The organism is Undibacterium sp. TJN25 (assembly GCF_049339885.1).
Taxonomy (GTDB): domain Bacteria; phylum Pseudomonadota; class Gammaproteobacteria; order Burkholderiales; family Burkholderiaceae_D; genus Undibacterium.
In genome coordinates this window covers 482,999-497,134 of sequence record NZ_JBMPPM010000001.1, presented here as the reverse complement: position 1 = coordinate 497,134, position 14,136 = coordinate 482,999, and the positions used below count along the sequence as shown (strand labels likewise).

At 61.2% G+C, this 14,136-nt stretch carries 8 protein-coding genes; 4 read left to right on the top strand and 4 right to left on the bottom strand.

From position 1 onward, the window contains the following. Positions 1–226: 226 nt before the first annotated feature. Genes ACO0LO_RS02280 through ACO0LO_RS02265 form a run of 4 tightly spaced genes read left to right on the top strand, consistent with a single transcriptional unit; the run spans position 227 to position 10,038 of the window. On the top strand, positions 227–1,918 hold the full coding sequence (locus tag ACO0LO_RS02280; protein ID WP_422962567.1) for an efflux RND transporter periplasmic adaptor subunit: 1,692 nt from the start codon (positions 227–229) through the stop codon (positions 1,916–1,918). A gap of 55 nt (positions 1,919–1,973) precedes the next feature. After that, positions 1,974–5,153: an efflux RND transporter permease subunit gene (locus tag ACO0LO_RS02275; protein ID WP_422962566.1), complete on the top strand. Its 3,180-nt coding sequence runs from the start codon at positions 1,974–1,976 to the stop codon at positions 5,151–5,153. After that, positions 5,150–8,527: an efflux RND transporter permease subunit gene (locus tag ACO0LO_RS02270; RefSeq protein WP_422962565.1), complete on the top strand. Its 3,378-nt coding sequence runs from the start codon at positions 5,150–5,152 to the stop codon at positions 8,525–8,527. The genes ACO0LO_RS02275 and ACO0LO_RS02270 overlap by 4 nt, the downstream gene beginning before the upstream one ends. A 23-nt stretch (positions 8,528–8,550) precedes the next feature. Then, complete coding sequence (locus tag ACO0LO_RS02265; protein ID WP_422962564.1) at positions 8,551–10,038, top strand: efflux transporter outer membrane subunit; 1,488 nt, start codon at positions 8,551–8,553, stop codon at positions 10,036–10,038. A gap of 30 nt (positions 10,039–10,068) precedes the next feature. Here ACO0LO_RS02265 and ACO0LO_RS02260 read toward each other — a convergent pair whose 3' ends face one another. The 4 genes from ACO0LO_RS02260 to ACO0LO_RS02245 form a co-directional block, all read right to left on the bottom strand. Then, positions 10,069–10,809, bottom strand: coding sequence for a hypothetical protein (locus ACO0LO_RS02260; RefSeq protein ID WP_422962563.1), 741 nt, complete (start codon positions 10,807–10,809; stop codon positions 10,069–10,071). A gap of 47 nt (positions 10,810–10,856) precedes the next feature. Next, the gene (locus ACO0LO_RS02255) at positions 10,857–11,534 is read right to left on the bottom strand and encodes a C39 family peptidase (protein WP_422962562.1); all 678 of its coding nucleotides are present in this window, start codon (positions 11,532–11,534) and stop codon (positions 10,857–10,859) included. Positions 11,535–11,640: 106 nt separating this feature from the next. Next, complete coding sequence (locus ACO0LO_RS02250) at positions 11,641–13,482, bottom strand: hypothetical protein (protein ID WP_422962561.1); 1,842 nt, start codon at positions 13,480–13,482, stop codon at positions 11,641–11,643. Between the two features lie 217 nt (positions 13,483–13,699). Beyond that, positions 13,700–14,134, bottom strand: a complete 435-nt coding sequence (locus tag ACO0LO_RS02245) for a hypothetical protein (RefSeq protein ID WP_422962560.1) — start codon at positions 14,132–14,134, stop codon at positions 13,700–13,702. Between the last annotated feature and the right edge of the window lie 2 nt (positions 14,135–14,136).

Genomic DNA, 14,136 nt, shown 5'->3' with positions numbered 1-14,136 from the left:
TAAATAATAAAATTGGCAGCCATAGCATCGTCTGCTAGGATTCGCCAGCAGCCTTCCCCAGCGGGATCCGGAAATTTGGACCCGCCAGACCCCGGAAGCAGTATTTGCTGGACCGCTGTTTGCAAAGCTCTTGAGTAAACCGGGGCCGCAGGCCGGCTCCTGGCATGAAAATCTGACCCCTATTGCCCAAAATCTCGCCGGCATGATCCGGCATACAAGGATAACGATGGATTCGCATGATAACGCGCAAGGAGTATCACGTCCGGCAACCAACTCGCCGGCGGACTCCGCACCTTTGGCCAAAAAACGCGGCCGATCCTATAAAGGGATAGTGCTGGCCCTGGTCGGGCTGATCGCGCTGGGCGGTTTGACCTGGTATCTGACTCACCGCGACCAGACAGGCGGCGGTGCCGGACGTCCGGGTGCAGGCGGTCCGGGAGGGGCAGGCGGCAGGGGCGCTCCGCCGACCACGGTAGGCGTGGCCACGGCGGAACGCGCGGATATCCCAGTGGTGCTGGAGGCGCTCGGCACTGTCACCGCGGCCGCGACCGTTACCGTGACGCCGCAGGTCAGTGGCGTGCTACAGCAGGTGCTGTACCGCGAAGGCCAGATGGTCAAGGCGGGCCAGGTGCTGGCCGTCATCGATCCGCGCCAGTTTGAATTGTCGCTGATGCAGGCTACCGGCCAGCGCCAGCGCGACGAAGCCCAGCTGGAAAATGCCCGGCTGACACTGAAGCGTTACCGTACATTGCTGGAGCAGGACTCCATTGCGCGCCAGGATGTGGATACGCAGGATTCCCTGGTCAAGCAGCTGGAAGGCACGGTACTGACCGACAAGGCGGCGGAAGGCACGGCCCGCCTGAACCTTGGCTACACGAAGGTGATTGCACCGGTCAGCGGCAGGGTAGGCCTGCGTGTTGTGGACGTCGGCAACGTGGTCAGCAGCGGCGACGCCAACGGCGTGGCGGTAATTACCCAGATTTCTCCGATAGACGTGGAGTTTGCGATACCGCAGGACCAGGTGCCGGAAGTGCAGATGCGCAGCATGGGTGCGCATAACGATAGCGCGGATCAGCAGACAGCTCAGGTTGCGCAGACCTCCCGTGATCAGGGTAGCGGTGACAAAGCGTCCGGAAAACGTCGCGGCGGCGATGGCGGCAAGTTTGCAAAAGATGGCAAAGACGGTAAAGACGGTAAAGACAGCAAAGAAGGCAAGGACGGCAAGGACGGCAAGGACGGCAAGGACGGCAAGGACGGCGCCAGGGTAGCGCCGCTGCAAGTCACCGCACTGGACCGCAGCCGCATCAATCCGCTGGGGGACGGCCGTTTCCTGGCGATGGATAATCAGGTGGATACACAGACCGGCACTGTCAAGGCCAAGGCCCGTTTCCCGAATGAGAATTTCAAGCTGTTCCCTAGCCAGTTCGTGAATGTCAGGCTGCTGTTGCGCACGATCAAGGACACAATCGTTGTGCCTGTAACGGCGCTGCGTCATAGCGCCAAGGGTGATTTTGTGTATGTGCTGAATACGGAAGACCGCACAGTGGAATTGCGCACGGTGACGCGCGGCCAGGGCACGGTAGAAAAAATTGAAATCACATCCGGCCTGAAACTGGGTGAAAAAGTCATTACCGAGGGTGCGGACCGCCTGAAAGACGGCGCAAAAGTCACCCTGCCAGGCGATAGGCCGGCGGGCAAAGGCGGCGCAGCCGGTGCCGTTGAAAAAGGCAAGGGCAGGCATGGCAAGCCGGGCGCCGATGCTGCTTCCGCTTCTGCCCCTGCTGCGACACCTGCGGCAACCGCGGAGGCTGCAGGTGGTTCTTCGACCGCCGCTTCCAATGCAGATGCCACGGCAGCTTCGGGTGCGGCAAGCGGCGAGCATCGCCATCGCCGCCGCCAGGAGGCCAGTGCACAATGATCAGGCGTACGGATAAGCCAGTGGGCAGTACAGGGGACGCAAAGGGCCATTCATCATGAATCCATCACGTCCGTTTATCATGCGCCCGGTGGCGACGTCGCTGCTGATGGTGGCGATTGTGCTGGCCGGCTTCATGGGTTTCAAATTCATGCCGCTGTCGGCACTACCGCAGGTGGATTTCCCCACCATACAAGTACAAACTCTGTACCCGGGCGGTAGTCCGGAAGTCATGAGCCAGACGGTGACTGCGCCGCTGGAGCGCCAGTTCGGCCAGATGGCCGGCCTCGCCCGCATGAGTTCGACCAGTGCTGCCGGCGTATCCATTATTACCTTGCAATTCGGTCTGGGCCAGACGCTGGACGTGGCGGAGCAGGAAGTGCAGGCTGCGATCAATGCCGGTGGCTCGCTGCTGCCGGCCGATCTGCCGGCGCCGCCGGTGTATGCGAAGGTCAATCCGGCCGATGCGCCGGTAATGACGCTGGCCATCACTTCCGACACCTTGCCGCTGACTGAAGTACAGAATATCGTCAATACCCGGCTGGCGCTGAAAATGAGCCAGGTCAGCGGCGTTGGTCTGGTCAGCCTGAGCGGCGGCCAGAGACCGGCGGTGCGGATACAGGCGGATACCAGGGCGCTGGCTTCCTATGGGCTTGGGCTTGATACCTTGCGCACGGCAATTTCTTCAGCGAATGCCAATAGCGCCAAGGGCAGCTTCGATGGTCCCACGCGGCTCTACACCATCAATTCCAATGACCAGTTACTGGCCGCGGAGGAATACAAAAAACTGATCGTTGCTTACCGCAACGGCGCCCCCGTGCGTATGAAGGACGTGGCGCAGGTAGTGGACAGTGCCGAAAACGTCAAGCTCGGCGCGTGGTCCGGCCTTACACCCGCGATTATCCTGAACGTGCAGCGCCAGCCCGGCGCCAACGTGATTGCCACTGTGGACGCGATCAAGGCGCGCCTGCCGGAACTGACGTCCTCGCTGCCGGCAGGACTGAAGGTCGATATATTGAGCGACCGCACGACCGGCATACGCGCGTCGGTGGAACACGTGGAAATCGAATTGATACTGGCCGTGGTGCTGGTGGTGCTGGTGATTTTTGCCTTCCTGCATAGCGTGCGCGCTACGGTCATTGCCAGCCTGGCGGTGCCGATCTCGCTGATCGGTACTTGCGGTGTGATGTACCTGCTGGGGTATAGCCTGAACAATCTGAGCCTGATGGCGCTGACGATTGCAACCGGTTTCGTCGTCGATGATGCGATTGTGATGATAGAAAACATTGCGCGTTACGTGGAAGAGGGCGAATCGCCGATGGAGGCCGCCCTGAAAGGCGCTTCGCAGATCGGCTTCACCATCATATCGCTGACGGTATCGCTGATTGCGGTGTTGATACCGCTGCTGTTCATGGGCGACGTAGTGGGCCGGCTGTTCCGCGAATTTGCGATTACCTTGTCGATTACCATCCTGATTTCCGCTGTCGTTTCGCTGACGCTGGTGCCGATGATGTCCGGCCGCTGGCTGGAGAAACATGAAGGCCCGACAGAGAAAAAGCCTGCCAGCGACAAGAGCTTCGGCGCGCGCATGCAACGCTTTTTCGATGGCGTGATGGTCAAATACGACCACGCGCTGAACTGGGTGTTGGAACGGCAGGCACTGACACTGATGGTAGCGCTGGCGACATTGGTGCTGACGGCATTGCTCTATATGTGGATACCAAAAGGCCTGTTTCCGGTGCAGGACACCGGCCAGCTTCAGGCGCGCATAGAGACCGAGCAGTCGGTATCGTATGCACGCATGACCGAGTTGCAGCAGGCGGCGGCCAAGGAAATCCTGGGCGATCCCGATGTGGAGTCTCTGAGTTCCCTGGTCGGTGTGGATGCGGCCAATAATACGATGCTGCATACCGGCAGCATGCTGATCAACCTGAAGCGTAAACGCAGCGACAGCCAGGAAGAAACCATGGCGCGGCTGCGCGACCGCGTGCGCCAGGTCGCTGGTGTCACGCTGTATTTGCAGCCGACACAGGATCTGACCATCGATGCGGAAACCGGGCCTACGCAATACCGCGTATCGCTGACCGGCGCCGATACCGCCACCGTGACGGAATGGGCAACCAAGCTCAGCCAGCACCTGCAGAAGAATGTAAAGCAGGTGAGGAACGTGGTATCGGATGCGGGCGCTACCGGCGCTGCGGCATACATTAATATCGACCGGGATACCGCATCACGGCTGTCCATCACTGCATCGACGATTGACGACGCACTGTACAGCGCCTTTGGCCAGCGTATCGTTTCGACGATTTTTACCGAGACTGACCAGTACCGGGTCATTCTGGAGGCCAAGCCCGACCAGCTGACCACGCCGGAAAACCTGGGCACGCTGCAGTTGCGCACCGGCTCTGGCAAGGCAACGCCGCTGTCGGCGATTGCCACCATCACCGAACGTGCTTCGCCTTTGCAGATCACCCACGTCGCGCAATATCCTGCAACGACGATGGGCTTCGACACGGCATCGGGAGTATCTCTGGGCAATGCGGTGGATGCGATCAAGCAGGCTGCCTTGGATATCAACCTGCCGCCTAGCGTGACGCTGACTTTCCTCGGCGCCGCCGGCGCCTACCAGGCTTCGCTGACCAACCAGCTATGGCTGATCCTGGCGGCGGTGGTGTGCGTGTACATCGTGCTGGGCGTACTGTATGAAAGCTATATCCATCCGCTGACGATCCTGTCCACGCTGCCGTCCGCCGGTGTCGGCGCCTTGCTGGCGCTGATGATCAGTGGGCAGGACCTGGGCGTGATCGGTATTATCGGTATCATTTTGCTGATTGGCATCGTCAAGAAAAACGCGATCATGATGATTGACTTTGCCATCGATGCAGAGCGCAACGAGAAAAAATCTCCGCGCGAGGCGATCCACCAGGCGGCATTGCTGCGTTTCCGTCCTATCCTGATGACGACGCTGGCGGCGCTGTTCGCTGCTTTGCCGTTGATGTTCGGCTGGGGCGAGGGTGCTGAACTGCGCCGTCCGCTTGGCCTGGCGATTTTCGGCGGCCTGATCGTCAGCCAGATGCTGACGTTGTTTACGACGCCGGTTATCTACCTCGGCTTCGATAGCCTGGCGCAGCGCTGGTCCCGTTGGCGCGGCCAGGAGGCGCCGGCAGCACCGCAAAAGGCAGTACTGCTGTCCAGCCCGCCAGCCAATAGCGGGCTGAAGGGCAGGGACGCAGAGTGAACCTGTCCGGACCTTTTGTAAGGCGGCCGGTCGGCACGATATTGCTGACGATAGGGATAGCACTGGCAGGCATAGGCGGATTTTTCGTGCTGCCGGTGTCGCCCTTGCCGCAAGTGGATTTCCCGGTTGTTTCGGTCAGCGCCACCTTGCCCGGCGCCAGCCCCGATACGATGGCGACCAGCGTCGCCACGCCGCTGGAAAGGCGCCTGGGCGTAATCGCCGGCGTGAATGAGATGACTTCGTCCAGCGGTAACGGCTCGACGCGGATCAGCCTGCAGTTCGACCTGAATCGTCAGATTGATTCCGCCGCGCGCGAAGTGCAGGCGGCGATCAATGCCTCCCGGGTCGACCTGCCGGCGACGTTGCGCAGCAACCCTACCTACCGCAAGGCCAACCCGTCGGATGCGCCCGTCATCATCCTGGCGCTGACGTCGAAGACCCGCACACCGGGCCAGATCTATGAAGCCGTCTCCAACCTGGTGCAGCAGAAGCTGGCCCAGGTGCAGGGGGTAGGCGACGTGGAACTTGGCGGCGGCTCTTTGCCCGCAGTCAGGGTTGAACTGATTCCTTATGCGTTGAACCGCTATGGCCTCAGCATGGAAGACGTGCGCACAGCGATCCAGGCCAGCGCCGCCAACCGGCCCAAGGGGGCCATTGAGGGCGAGGGCCGCAGGCTGCAGCTGTATTCCCAAGCCAGCGATACTACCGGCGGCCGCAGTGCCGCGGATTACCGCGGTCTGGTCGTCGCCTGGCGGAATGGCTCGGCAATACGCCTGGACGACGTTGCACAGGTGATAGACGGTGTGGAGGATACGCATACGCTGGGTCTGTTCAATGGCGAGCCGGCAGTGATCGTATTGATTACCCGCCAGCCGGGCGCCAATGTCATCGAAACGGTGGACGGCGTGCGCGCCTTGCTGCCTAGCCTGCGCGCGCAGCTGCCGCAGGATATCGACATGCAGGTCGCCTCCGACAGCACCAATTCCATCCGCGCTTCGCTGAAAGAGATTGAGATCACACTGCTGATCTCGATAGCGCTGGTCGTCGTCGTCGTCAGCGCCTTTTTGCGCAGTGCGCGCGCCACGATCATCCCGGCGGTTGCCACCATCGTCTCACTGCTGGGCACATTCGGTGTGATGTACCTGCTGGGCTTCAGCCTGAACAACCTGAGTCTGATGGCGCTGACGGTCGCTACCGGTTTTGTCGTGGATGATGCCATCGTTGTATTGGAAAATACCAGCCGCCACATAGAGCAGGGCATGGACCGCATGGAGGCGGCATTGCTGGGCGCGCGCGAAGTCGGTTTCACGGTCTTGTCCATCAGCCTGTCGCTGGTGGCGGTATTCATCCCGCTGCTGTTCATGGGCGGCCAGGTAGGCCGGCTGTTCCGTGAGTTTGCGGTGACGCTGTCGGTATCGGTGATGATTTCACTGCTGATTTCATTGACCACGACGCCAATGATGTGCGCCTGGTTCCTGAAGTCGGAAAAGGACAGCCACAGCAAGCCGCCGGGACGGGTGGCGCGCTGGTTTGAATCGGGTTTCCAGCGCATTCACAATTCCTACCATACCAGCCTCGATTGGGCGCTGGACCATAAATGGCTGATGATGCTGATTCTGGCGGCGGTGGTCGGCATGAACGTCTACCTGTTTGCTGCGGCTCCCAAGGGGTTTTTCCCTCAGCAGGATACCGGCCAGCTGAACGGCGGCATGCGCGCGGACCAGAGCATTTCCTTCCAGGCGATGCAGGGCAAGCTGCGCCAGCTGGTTGATATCATCAAGAAAGATCCTGCGGTAGATACCGTGGTCGGATTTACCGGCGGCAGCCGTGCCGGCGGCGGCTTCATGTTCATCAACCTGAAGCCGGTATCCCAGCGCAAGGATGGCGGCCAGGCGGTGATTGCGCGTCTGCGGCCGCAACTGGCAAAGGTGACGGGTGTCAGCCTGTTCCTGAATCCTGTGCAGGATCTGCGCATGGGCGGCAGGCAAAGCAATTCGACCTACCAGTACACGCTGAAGAGCGACAATATTGCCGACCTGCGTAAATGGTCCGCCAGGCTGGCAGATTCGATGAAAGCGCAGCCGGCCTTGACCGATGTCGATACCGACCAGCAGGAAAACGGCGTGGAGACTTTCGTCACCGTGGACAAGGACAGTGCAGCCAAGCTGGGCCTGACCTCCAAGGACGTGGACAATGCGCTGTATGACGGCTTCGGCCAGCGCCAGGTGGCGACCGTGTATGACGAGCTGAACCAGTATCACGTCATCATGGAAGTCGACCCGCGCATGACCCGCAGCCCGGAATCGCTGAAAGACGTGTATGTGCCGGCCAGGGGCATCACCCCAGTCACCGTCACTACCTCCACCGGCGCCACCATTGCGCCGACGTCGGCCAACAGCACGTCGACTTCGGCGACATCTGGCGCATTGGGTACTTCGTCCACCTCTGCGGCGACGGGAACGACGGGTGCCTCCACTGCAAATTCGGCGGCAAATGCGACGATCTCCACCGCTGTCGCACCTTCCGTCAATCCCGGTCTGAAGGACCAGGGGACCGGGCAGGCCCTCAGCACGTCGCCAACGACAATGGTGCCGCTGTCGGCATTTGCCAAATTTGCGGAAAGCGCGACGGCGACTTCGGTCAACCACCAAGATGCCGAGCTGGCGACCACGGTATCGTTCAACCTTGCCGACGGCTACAAGCTGAGCGACGGGCAGGATGCGGTCAAGCAGGCGGAAGCCGATATCGGCATGCCGGTCAATGTGCGCGGCAGTTTCCAGGGCACGGCACGCAGCGCGCAGGATTCGCAGAATCAGCAGCCCTTGCTGATTTTGGCGGCGCTGGTGGTCATCTATATCGTGCTGGGCGTGCTGTATGAAAGCCTGGTGCATCCGATCACGGTGCTATCCACCTTGCCTTCGGCGGGTGTGGGCGCAGTGCTGGCCTTGCTGATGTTCAAGATGGAGTTTTCCATCATCGCGCTGATCGGCGTTTTCCTGCTGATCGGCATCGTGAAGAAGAATGCCATCCTGATCATCGACTTTGCGCTGGAAGCGGAACGTTCGCGCGGCCTGAACGCTACCGACGCGGTGCGCGAAGCCTGCCTGCTGCGTTTCCGTCCTATCCTGATGACCACGCTGGCGGCGATACTGGGCGCTTTGCCGCTGGCAATCGGCTTTGGCGAAGGCTCGGAATTGAGGCAGCCGCTGGGCATCGCCATCATAGGCGGGTTGATTGCCAGCCAGATACTGACACTGCTGACCACGCCGGTGGTGTATGTGCTGATGGATAAACTGCGCCGCCCCAGCCCCTCGGAACAGCATTTGAGCCGGACCGGCGGCGACGCCCCTCAGCAACTGCAAACGCAGCCTTAGCCAAAATTATTATGAGTCCTAGCATGCATAAAACGACCACAATCTCTTCGCTGTCCGGCTTGCCGTTGGCGTCCCGCACGACCAATGCAGCGCTGCTGGCGGCAATCGCGCTGATGCTGAGCGCCTGCGCGGTAGGACCCGACTACAAAAAGCCGGAGGCACCCGCGCCGGCAGCCTACAAAGAAAACCAGGACTGGGTGCCTGCAGCGCCCGCCGATGCACTGGACCGCGGAACATGGTGGACATTGTTCGACGACCCTGTCCTGAACCAGCTCGAAGCCTCGGTCGAGGTGTCCAACCAGAACGTTGCTGCAGCCGTTGCGGCGTACGAGCAGGCTCGCGCACTGGTGCGCGAACAGCGCGCGTCGCTGTTCCCTGTGGTCACGCTGGATGGCAGCGGCACCCGTTCAGGCAGCGGCGGCGGCAATGCTAGCGTCAATCCGACGACCGGCGCAGTTGTCAACAGCGGCTCCCGTGCCAGCAATAATTACCAGGTCAGCATAGGCGGCAGCTGGGAGCCAGACGTCTGGGGCAACCTGGGACGTACAGTAAGCGGCGCCAGCGCCAGCGCCCAGGCCAGCGCGGCAGACCTGGCCTCGGCCAAATTGTCGGCCCAGGGCGAACTGGCCACCAACTATATTTCGCTGCGCCAGACGGACGCACAGAAAGCGCTGCTGGCAGACACGATCGTCGCTTACCAGCGTTCTTTGCAGATCACCCAGAACCGTTACAACGCCGGGATCGCCACCAAGAGCGATGTATTGCAGGCGCAGACGCAGCTGGCCAATACCCAGGCGGATGAAGTCGGCCTGGTGCGCCAGCGCGCCCAGCTGGAACATGCGATTGCGGTACTGGTAGGCAAGGCGCCGGGCGACTTCACATTGACGCCGGCAGAGTGGAAGGCGACGATACCTGAAGTACCGGTCGGCATCCCTTCCGTGCTGCTGCAAAGACGTCCCGACATCGCCGCGGCGGAACGGCGGGTCGCCGCATCCAACGAACAGATCGGCATTGCGCAGTCTGCGTATTATCCCAATCTGAAGCTGGACGCTTCTTACGGCTACGGCGCCAGCCGCGTGGCCGACCTGTTCAGCACTGCATCGAATGTCTGGTCGCTGGGCCTGTCGGCAGCGCAGACCTTGTTCAATGCCGGCGCTACCCGCGCCCGGGTCGAAGGCGCGCAGGCCGCTTATCAACAGACGGTGGCGAATTACAGGCAGACCGTGCTGACCGCGTTCCAGGGCGTGGAAGACCAACTGGCCGCGACGCATGTACTGGCACAGCAGCAGGAATTGCGCCGCCAGGCATCTACCGCGGCAGACCAGGTGGAGCAGCAGGCGCTGAACCGCTACCGCCAGGGACAGATCAGCTATACCGATGTGGTCACCGCACAGGCTACCGCACTGAACGCGCGAAGCGCGCTGATACAAAGCCAGGCAGACCGGCAGACAACCGCGATCAGCCTGATACAGGCTTTAGGCGGCGGCTGGCATATTGAACCGCAGAACTGAGTCGGACTTGCACGGGCCGGCTATAGATGGCTAGTGGCCGTTCAGTGAGCCGCTGACGGCGTTGGTGAAGGTGTCCAGCGTATTGATGCCGCGGATCAGGTTCAGGCTGTTGGTGGTAGCGTTGATGACCGTGGTGCTCTTGATGTTTTGATTATTCAGCGTATTCTGGATCACGGTGCCGGGCAGCCCGGAATTGCCGGTCGTCAGCTGGAAGCTGTTGCCCGGGCCGTTCTGCACCAGCCCCATTGCAGCAGCCTGGGCGCTTAGTGTCTTCATCTGGTCGGTGCTGATCTTGCCGACATCGGACACATTGAAGGAGGTAGTGGTGACCAAGTTGCCGTTGATGTAGACGGCACGTTCTATACCGAAAGACATAACCAGGCCGCCCGCATCGAAACCGCCGCGCGATTCATCCAGCCGTTCTTCTCCAACTGCCGCCCAGGGCTTGTCCAGTAATGCCACCAGCCTTGGCGCTGCGGCCAGCTTCTGCTCAAAACGCGGCAGCAGGGCGATAAAGCTGAATCCGAAACTGGCATCCCGATACGAAATGCGCGCCCGCCGGTAGCTGTCATCCTGCTGTTTTGGATTGTCTGCCGGTTCAACCGCCTGCAGGGAAGAGGGCAGGTCGATGTCGCTGCCGTTGACGGCTGCCAAACCTGCGAGCTTGTCCTGCGCGTACACCAGGCTTGCCGGGCTTGCAAGCACCAGGGCAAGGCCCGCCGCCGCCAGAGCGCCCGCTACGCCGGTTCGCGCGCAAATACCTGCCGGCATGCCTCTGCAGCCGGTGGCAAGGATATTTACGGACAAGTGCCTATTCATTAAAAGTCTCCAGGGCCGAACTTCGGCAGCGCAATATTACGCAACTGGTCAACGATACCCATCAGCGGCGCCGGCGGCGCGCTCTTCCAGTCGGACGCTTCGTTGAACCTGGCGACTCCGGGTTTGTTGTGGATGACAAACAGCAGCCGGCTGCTCCACATCGCGTCGAACACAGCGCGAGGAATTGCCCGCGTGCCCCTGGCGGGATCGCCGATCAGAACACGATCGTCGCGGATGCCCTTGATCACGACGAAATGGTTATAGCCCTTGTCCTTGATCAGTACGATGGCCGGCAGCTTCGCCTCTTTCAGCGTGTCGAGCGGCTGTTCAAAGCCGTCCGCCTGGAAGCCGTGACGCTGCAGGAATAATTTCATGTCCAGTAGTGAAAACCCTTCCTTCCTGATTTTCTGCTGTTCGCCGTTGGCGTACATTTCTTCAAAGACCACCTGCTCGGAAACCTGGAAGCCGTACTGGTGCGACAACAGCGTCGCAATTGCGGCAGAACCGCAGCTGAAATCCGTCTGCTGGATGATGGTGGTCTTGTTCCTGACTTCCTTGATGCTGGCAACAGGAACGGTATAAGAACCGCCTATGCCCGCGATTTCCACCGCATGCGCCTGCAGCGCGGACGACAGCAGCGCAGGACCTGCAATGGCAAAAATTAGTTGTTTCATCATGTTGTCTACTGCCGGTGACATCTGATTCCGCGGAATGTCCGCCATGGAGCGGTATTGCCTCCATGGCGGTTCCCGTATTGCTTTTTACTGCATTTGCTACATTGCCTTACCTGGCGAGCGCCGACGAAGTAACTGCCGGCATGTTGCCCAGGCTCATATTGGACTGCACGTTGACGTTTTGCTGCACGAGGCTGGAAATGCCGCTTTGCTGTGCCGCTACCAGCACACCTGCCGCCGATTGTGCGGCGCTGTTCATGGTATTGGACATATTGAAGCTACCAGCATCGACACTGTTGCTGCCACCTGCCGCACCTGCGCCACCTGTGCCCGCGCCGCCGTTACCTGCTGCACCGGTATTGTTGCCGCCGGCTCCACCTGTGCCGCCAGTACCCGCTCCGCCTGTGCCTGCGCCAGATGTGGATGATGAGCTTCCTGCTGCTCCACTGGAGGTGCCGGATGCGCCTGCACCGCCGCTGCCTCCGGCGCCGCTGGTGGCGCTGCCGTTGCTTGCCGCACCACTGGTTGCCGTACCGCCTGTACCGCCTGCACCTGCGTTATTCTGCGCATCACCGCTACTGCCGCCTGCACCTCCTGTTGCACCGGTTGCTCCTGAACCGCCTGTGCTGTTGCCGGTGGCGCCTACCGCACCTGCACCGCCGGCTCCGCTGGAGGCCGCAGCACCTGCACCGCCTGTGCCGCCTGCGGCCGCTGCCGCGCCGCCGCTAGCTGCGGCACCCGCGCCGCCTGTACCACTGGTGGCACTGCCGCCTGCTGCACCGTTACCCGCAGTGTTGGTGCCTGCCGCTCCGCCTGCCCCTTCAGCGCCTGCAGCTCCGGCAGCGCCGGAACCTCCTGCGCCTGAACTGCCTGCCCCACCTGTGCTGCTGTTGGTTCCCGAGTTTCCTGCGCCGCCTGTGCTGCCGCCGCCAGCAGTGGTATTGATGCTGGCGTCACCACCGGATCCGGCATCGCCGATGGCGAATGTGCTGATCTGGGCAGGGGGCGTTGTTGTGCCGCCGGAGCCCGTGCCGCCCCTGGCGTTGCCCGAACTGGCCATTGCTCCACCGCCAGTGCTCCCGCCGCCGGTTGCGCCGTTGTTAGCGGTAGAGCCACCGCCTATGGCTTTGCCGCTGCTGCCGCCGTCACCGCCATAGCCGCCTGAACCTCCCGATCCGCCCGCGCCGCCGACGGCATTGCCGTTGCCGCCGCCATAACCGCCGCTGCCGCCAGATGCATTGCCTGTATTGCCGCCGGAGCCGCCATACGAACTACCGCCATTGCCGCCTTTTGAACCGCTGGCATTGCCACCTGCGCCACCATAGGTGGATCCGCTATTGCCGCCTGCGCCGCCTGCACCGCCAGTAGCAGTGCCGCCGTCTCCGCCTGCGCCGCCGGCTCCACCCGCACCGCCAGAGCCGCCACGGCCAGTTGATGCGTCGCTGGCATTGCCGCCACGGCCGCCGGAAGCGCCGTATGCGTCGCCGGAACTGGCATTGCCAACCTTGGCGCTGCCGCCGGAAGCGCCGTCACCGCCGCCGCCTGCTTTGGCTGAGCCGGTGCTGCCGCCAATGGAGACAGATTTGCCGCCATTGCCATCGCCGCCATATCCGGTGGCGCCGTCGCCGCCGTTACCGTTGGCGGTGCCGCCTATCCCTTTACCACCTATGCCCCGGGCGCCGGCAGCTCCGTTCGCATTGCCTGAGTTTGTGGGGTTATTGCCGACGTCGCGTACGCGATTGCCGCTGACTTCGCCGTTCAGGGTAGCAGTGGCAGTTGCATGCGCCGCATTGAATGCGTTGCTGAAATCGCCTGTCGAGCCGTTGTTGAGTGCGGAAGAACGTACAGCATCTGCTGTAGCGTCACCGCTGGTTGTGGCTGTTTGCGCAAATGCGGATGCGCTCAAGCCGAAGGCGGCAGCAACTGCCGTGGCCAATAAGGTCCTGTTCATAACCTCTCCTTGATGACATGTAGGTGGTGAGCCGGCAAGCAGCGCCTGCTCTCTTTTCAATCTGCTCAATTTTGCTACAGCCCTATGCATTTACAATTGCATGAGGCATTGCTTCAATATGTAAAAAGCGCTCCTGATACCCGCTTACAAGTGCAAGCACATGCAGGCAGGCATCAGCAGCGTGCTTCCTGACAGGACGGAAAATAGGCGTTCATCATTAATGCAGCTGCAGATTGATGATCGTCGAATTTTGTATCAATACATTGGTTCCCGAATTTTGGACGACGATCGGAATCCCGCTTACGTTCGCAAATGCTCCCGACGTAATGTTGTTGGAACCAGTTGCGACATTCGTAGCGCTGTTGTCTGCTACCGTGCCTTTCAACTTCTGGTCGTTGCTGATCACTACTTCAGCGCCGCCGCGCAGTTTGCCCAGGTCCTGGACATCAGCTGCCTTGCCGAATTTTTTGGCGAAAGCATTCTGCGTGTCCGGTTGTTGCGCAAGTTCCGCGCCGCTGTCTGCCGTGTCTGTCTTTGCTGCCGGCATTGCTGCTGCAGTTTCAACAGACTGCGCCTGGGAGAATGCCAGTGGCGGAGCCAGGGCGATCAGCAAAACTATCGTTTTTCCATACGTACAGTGTTGTAGAAACATGT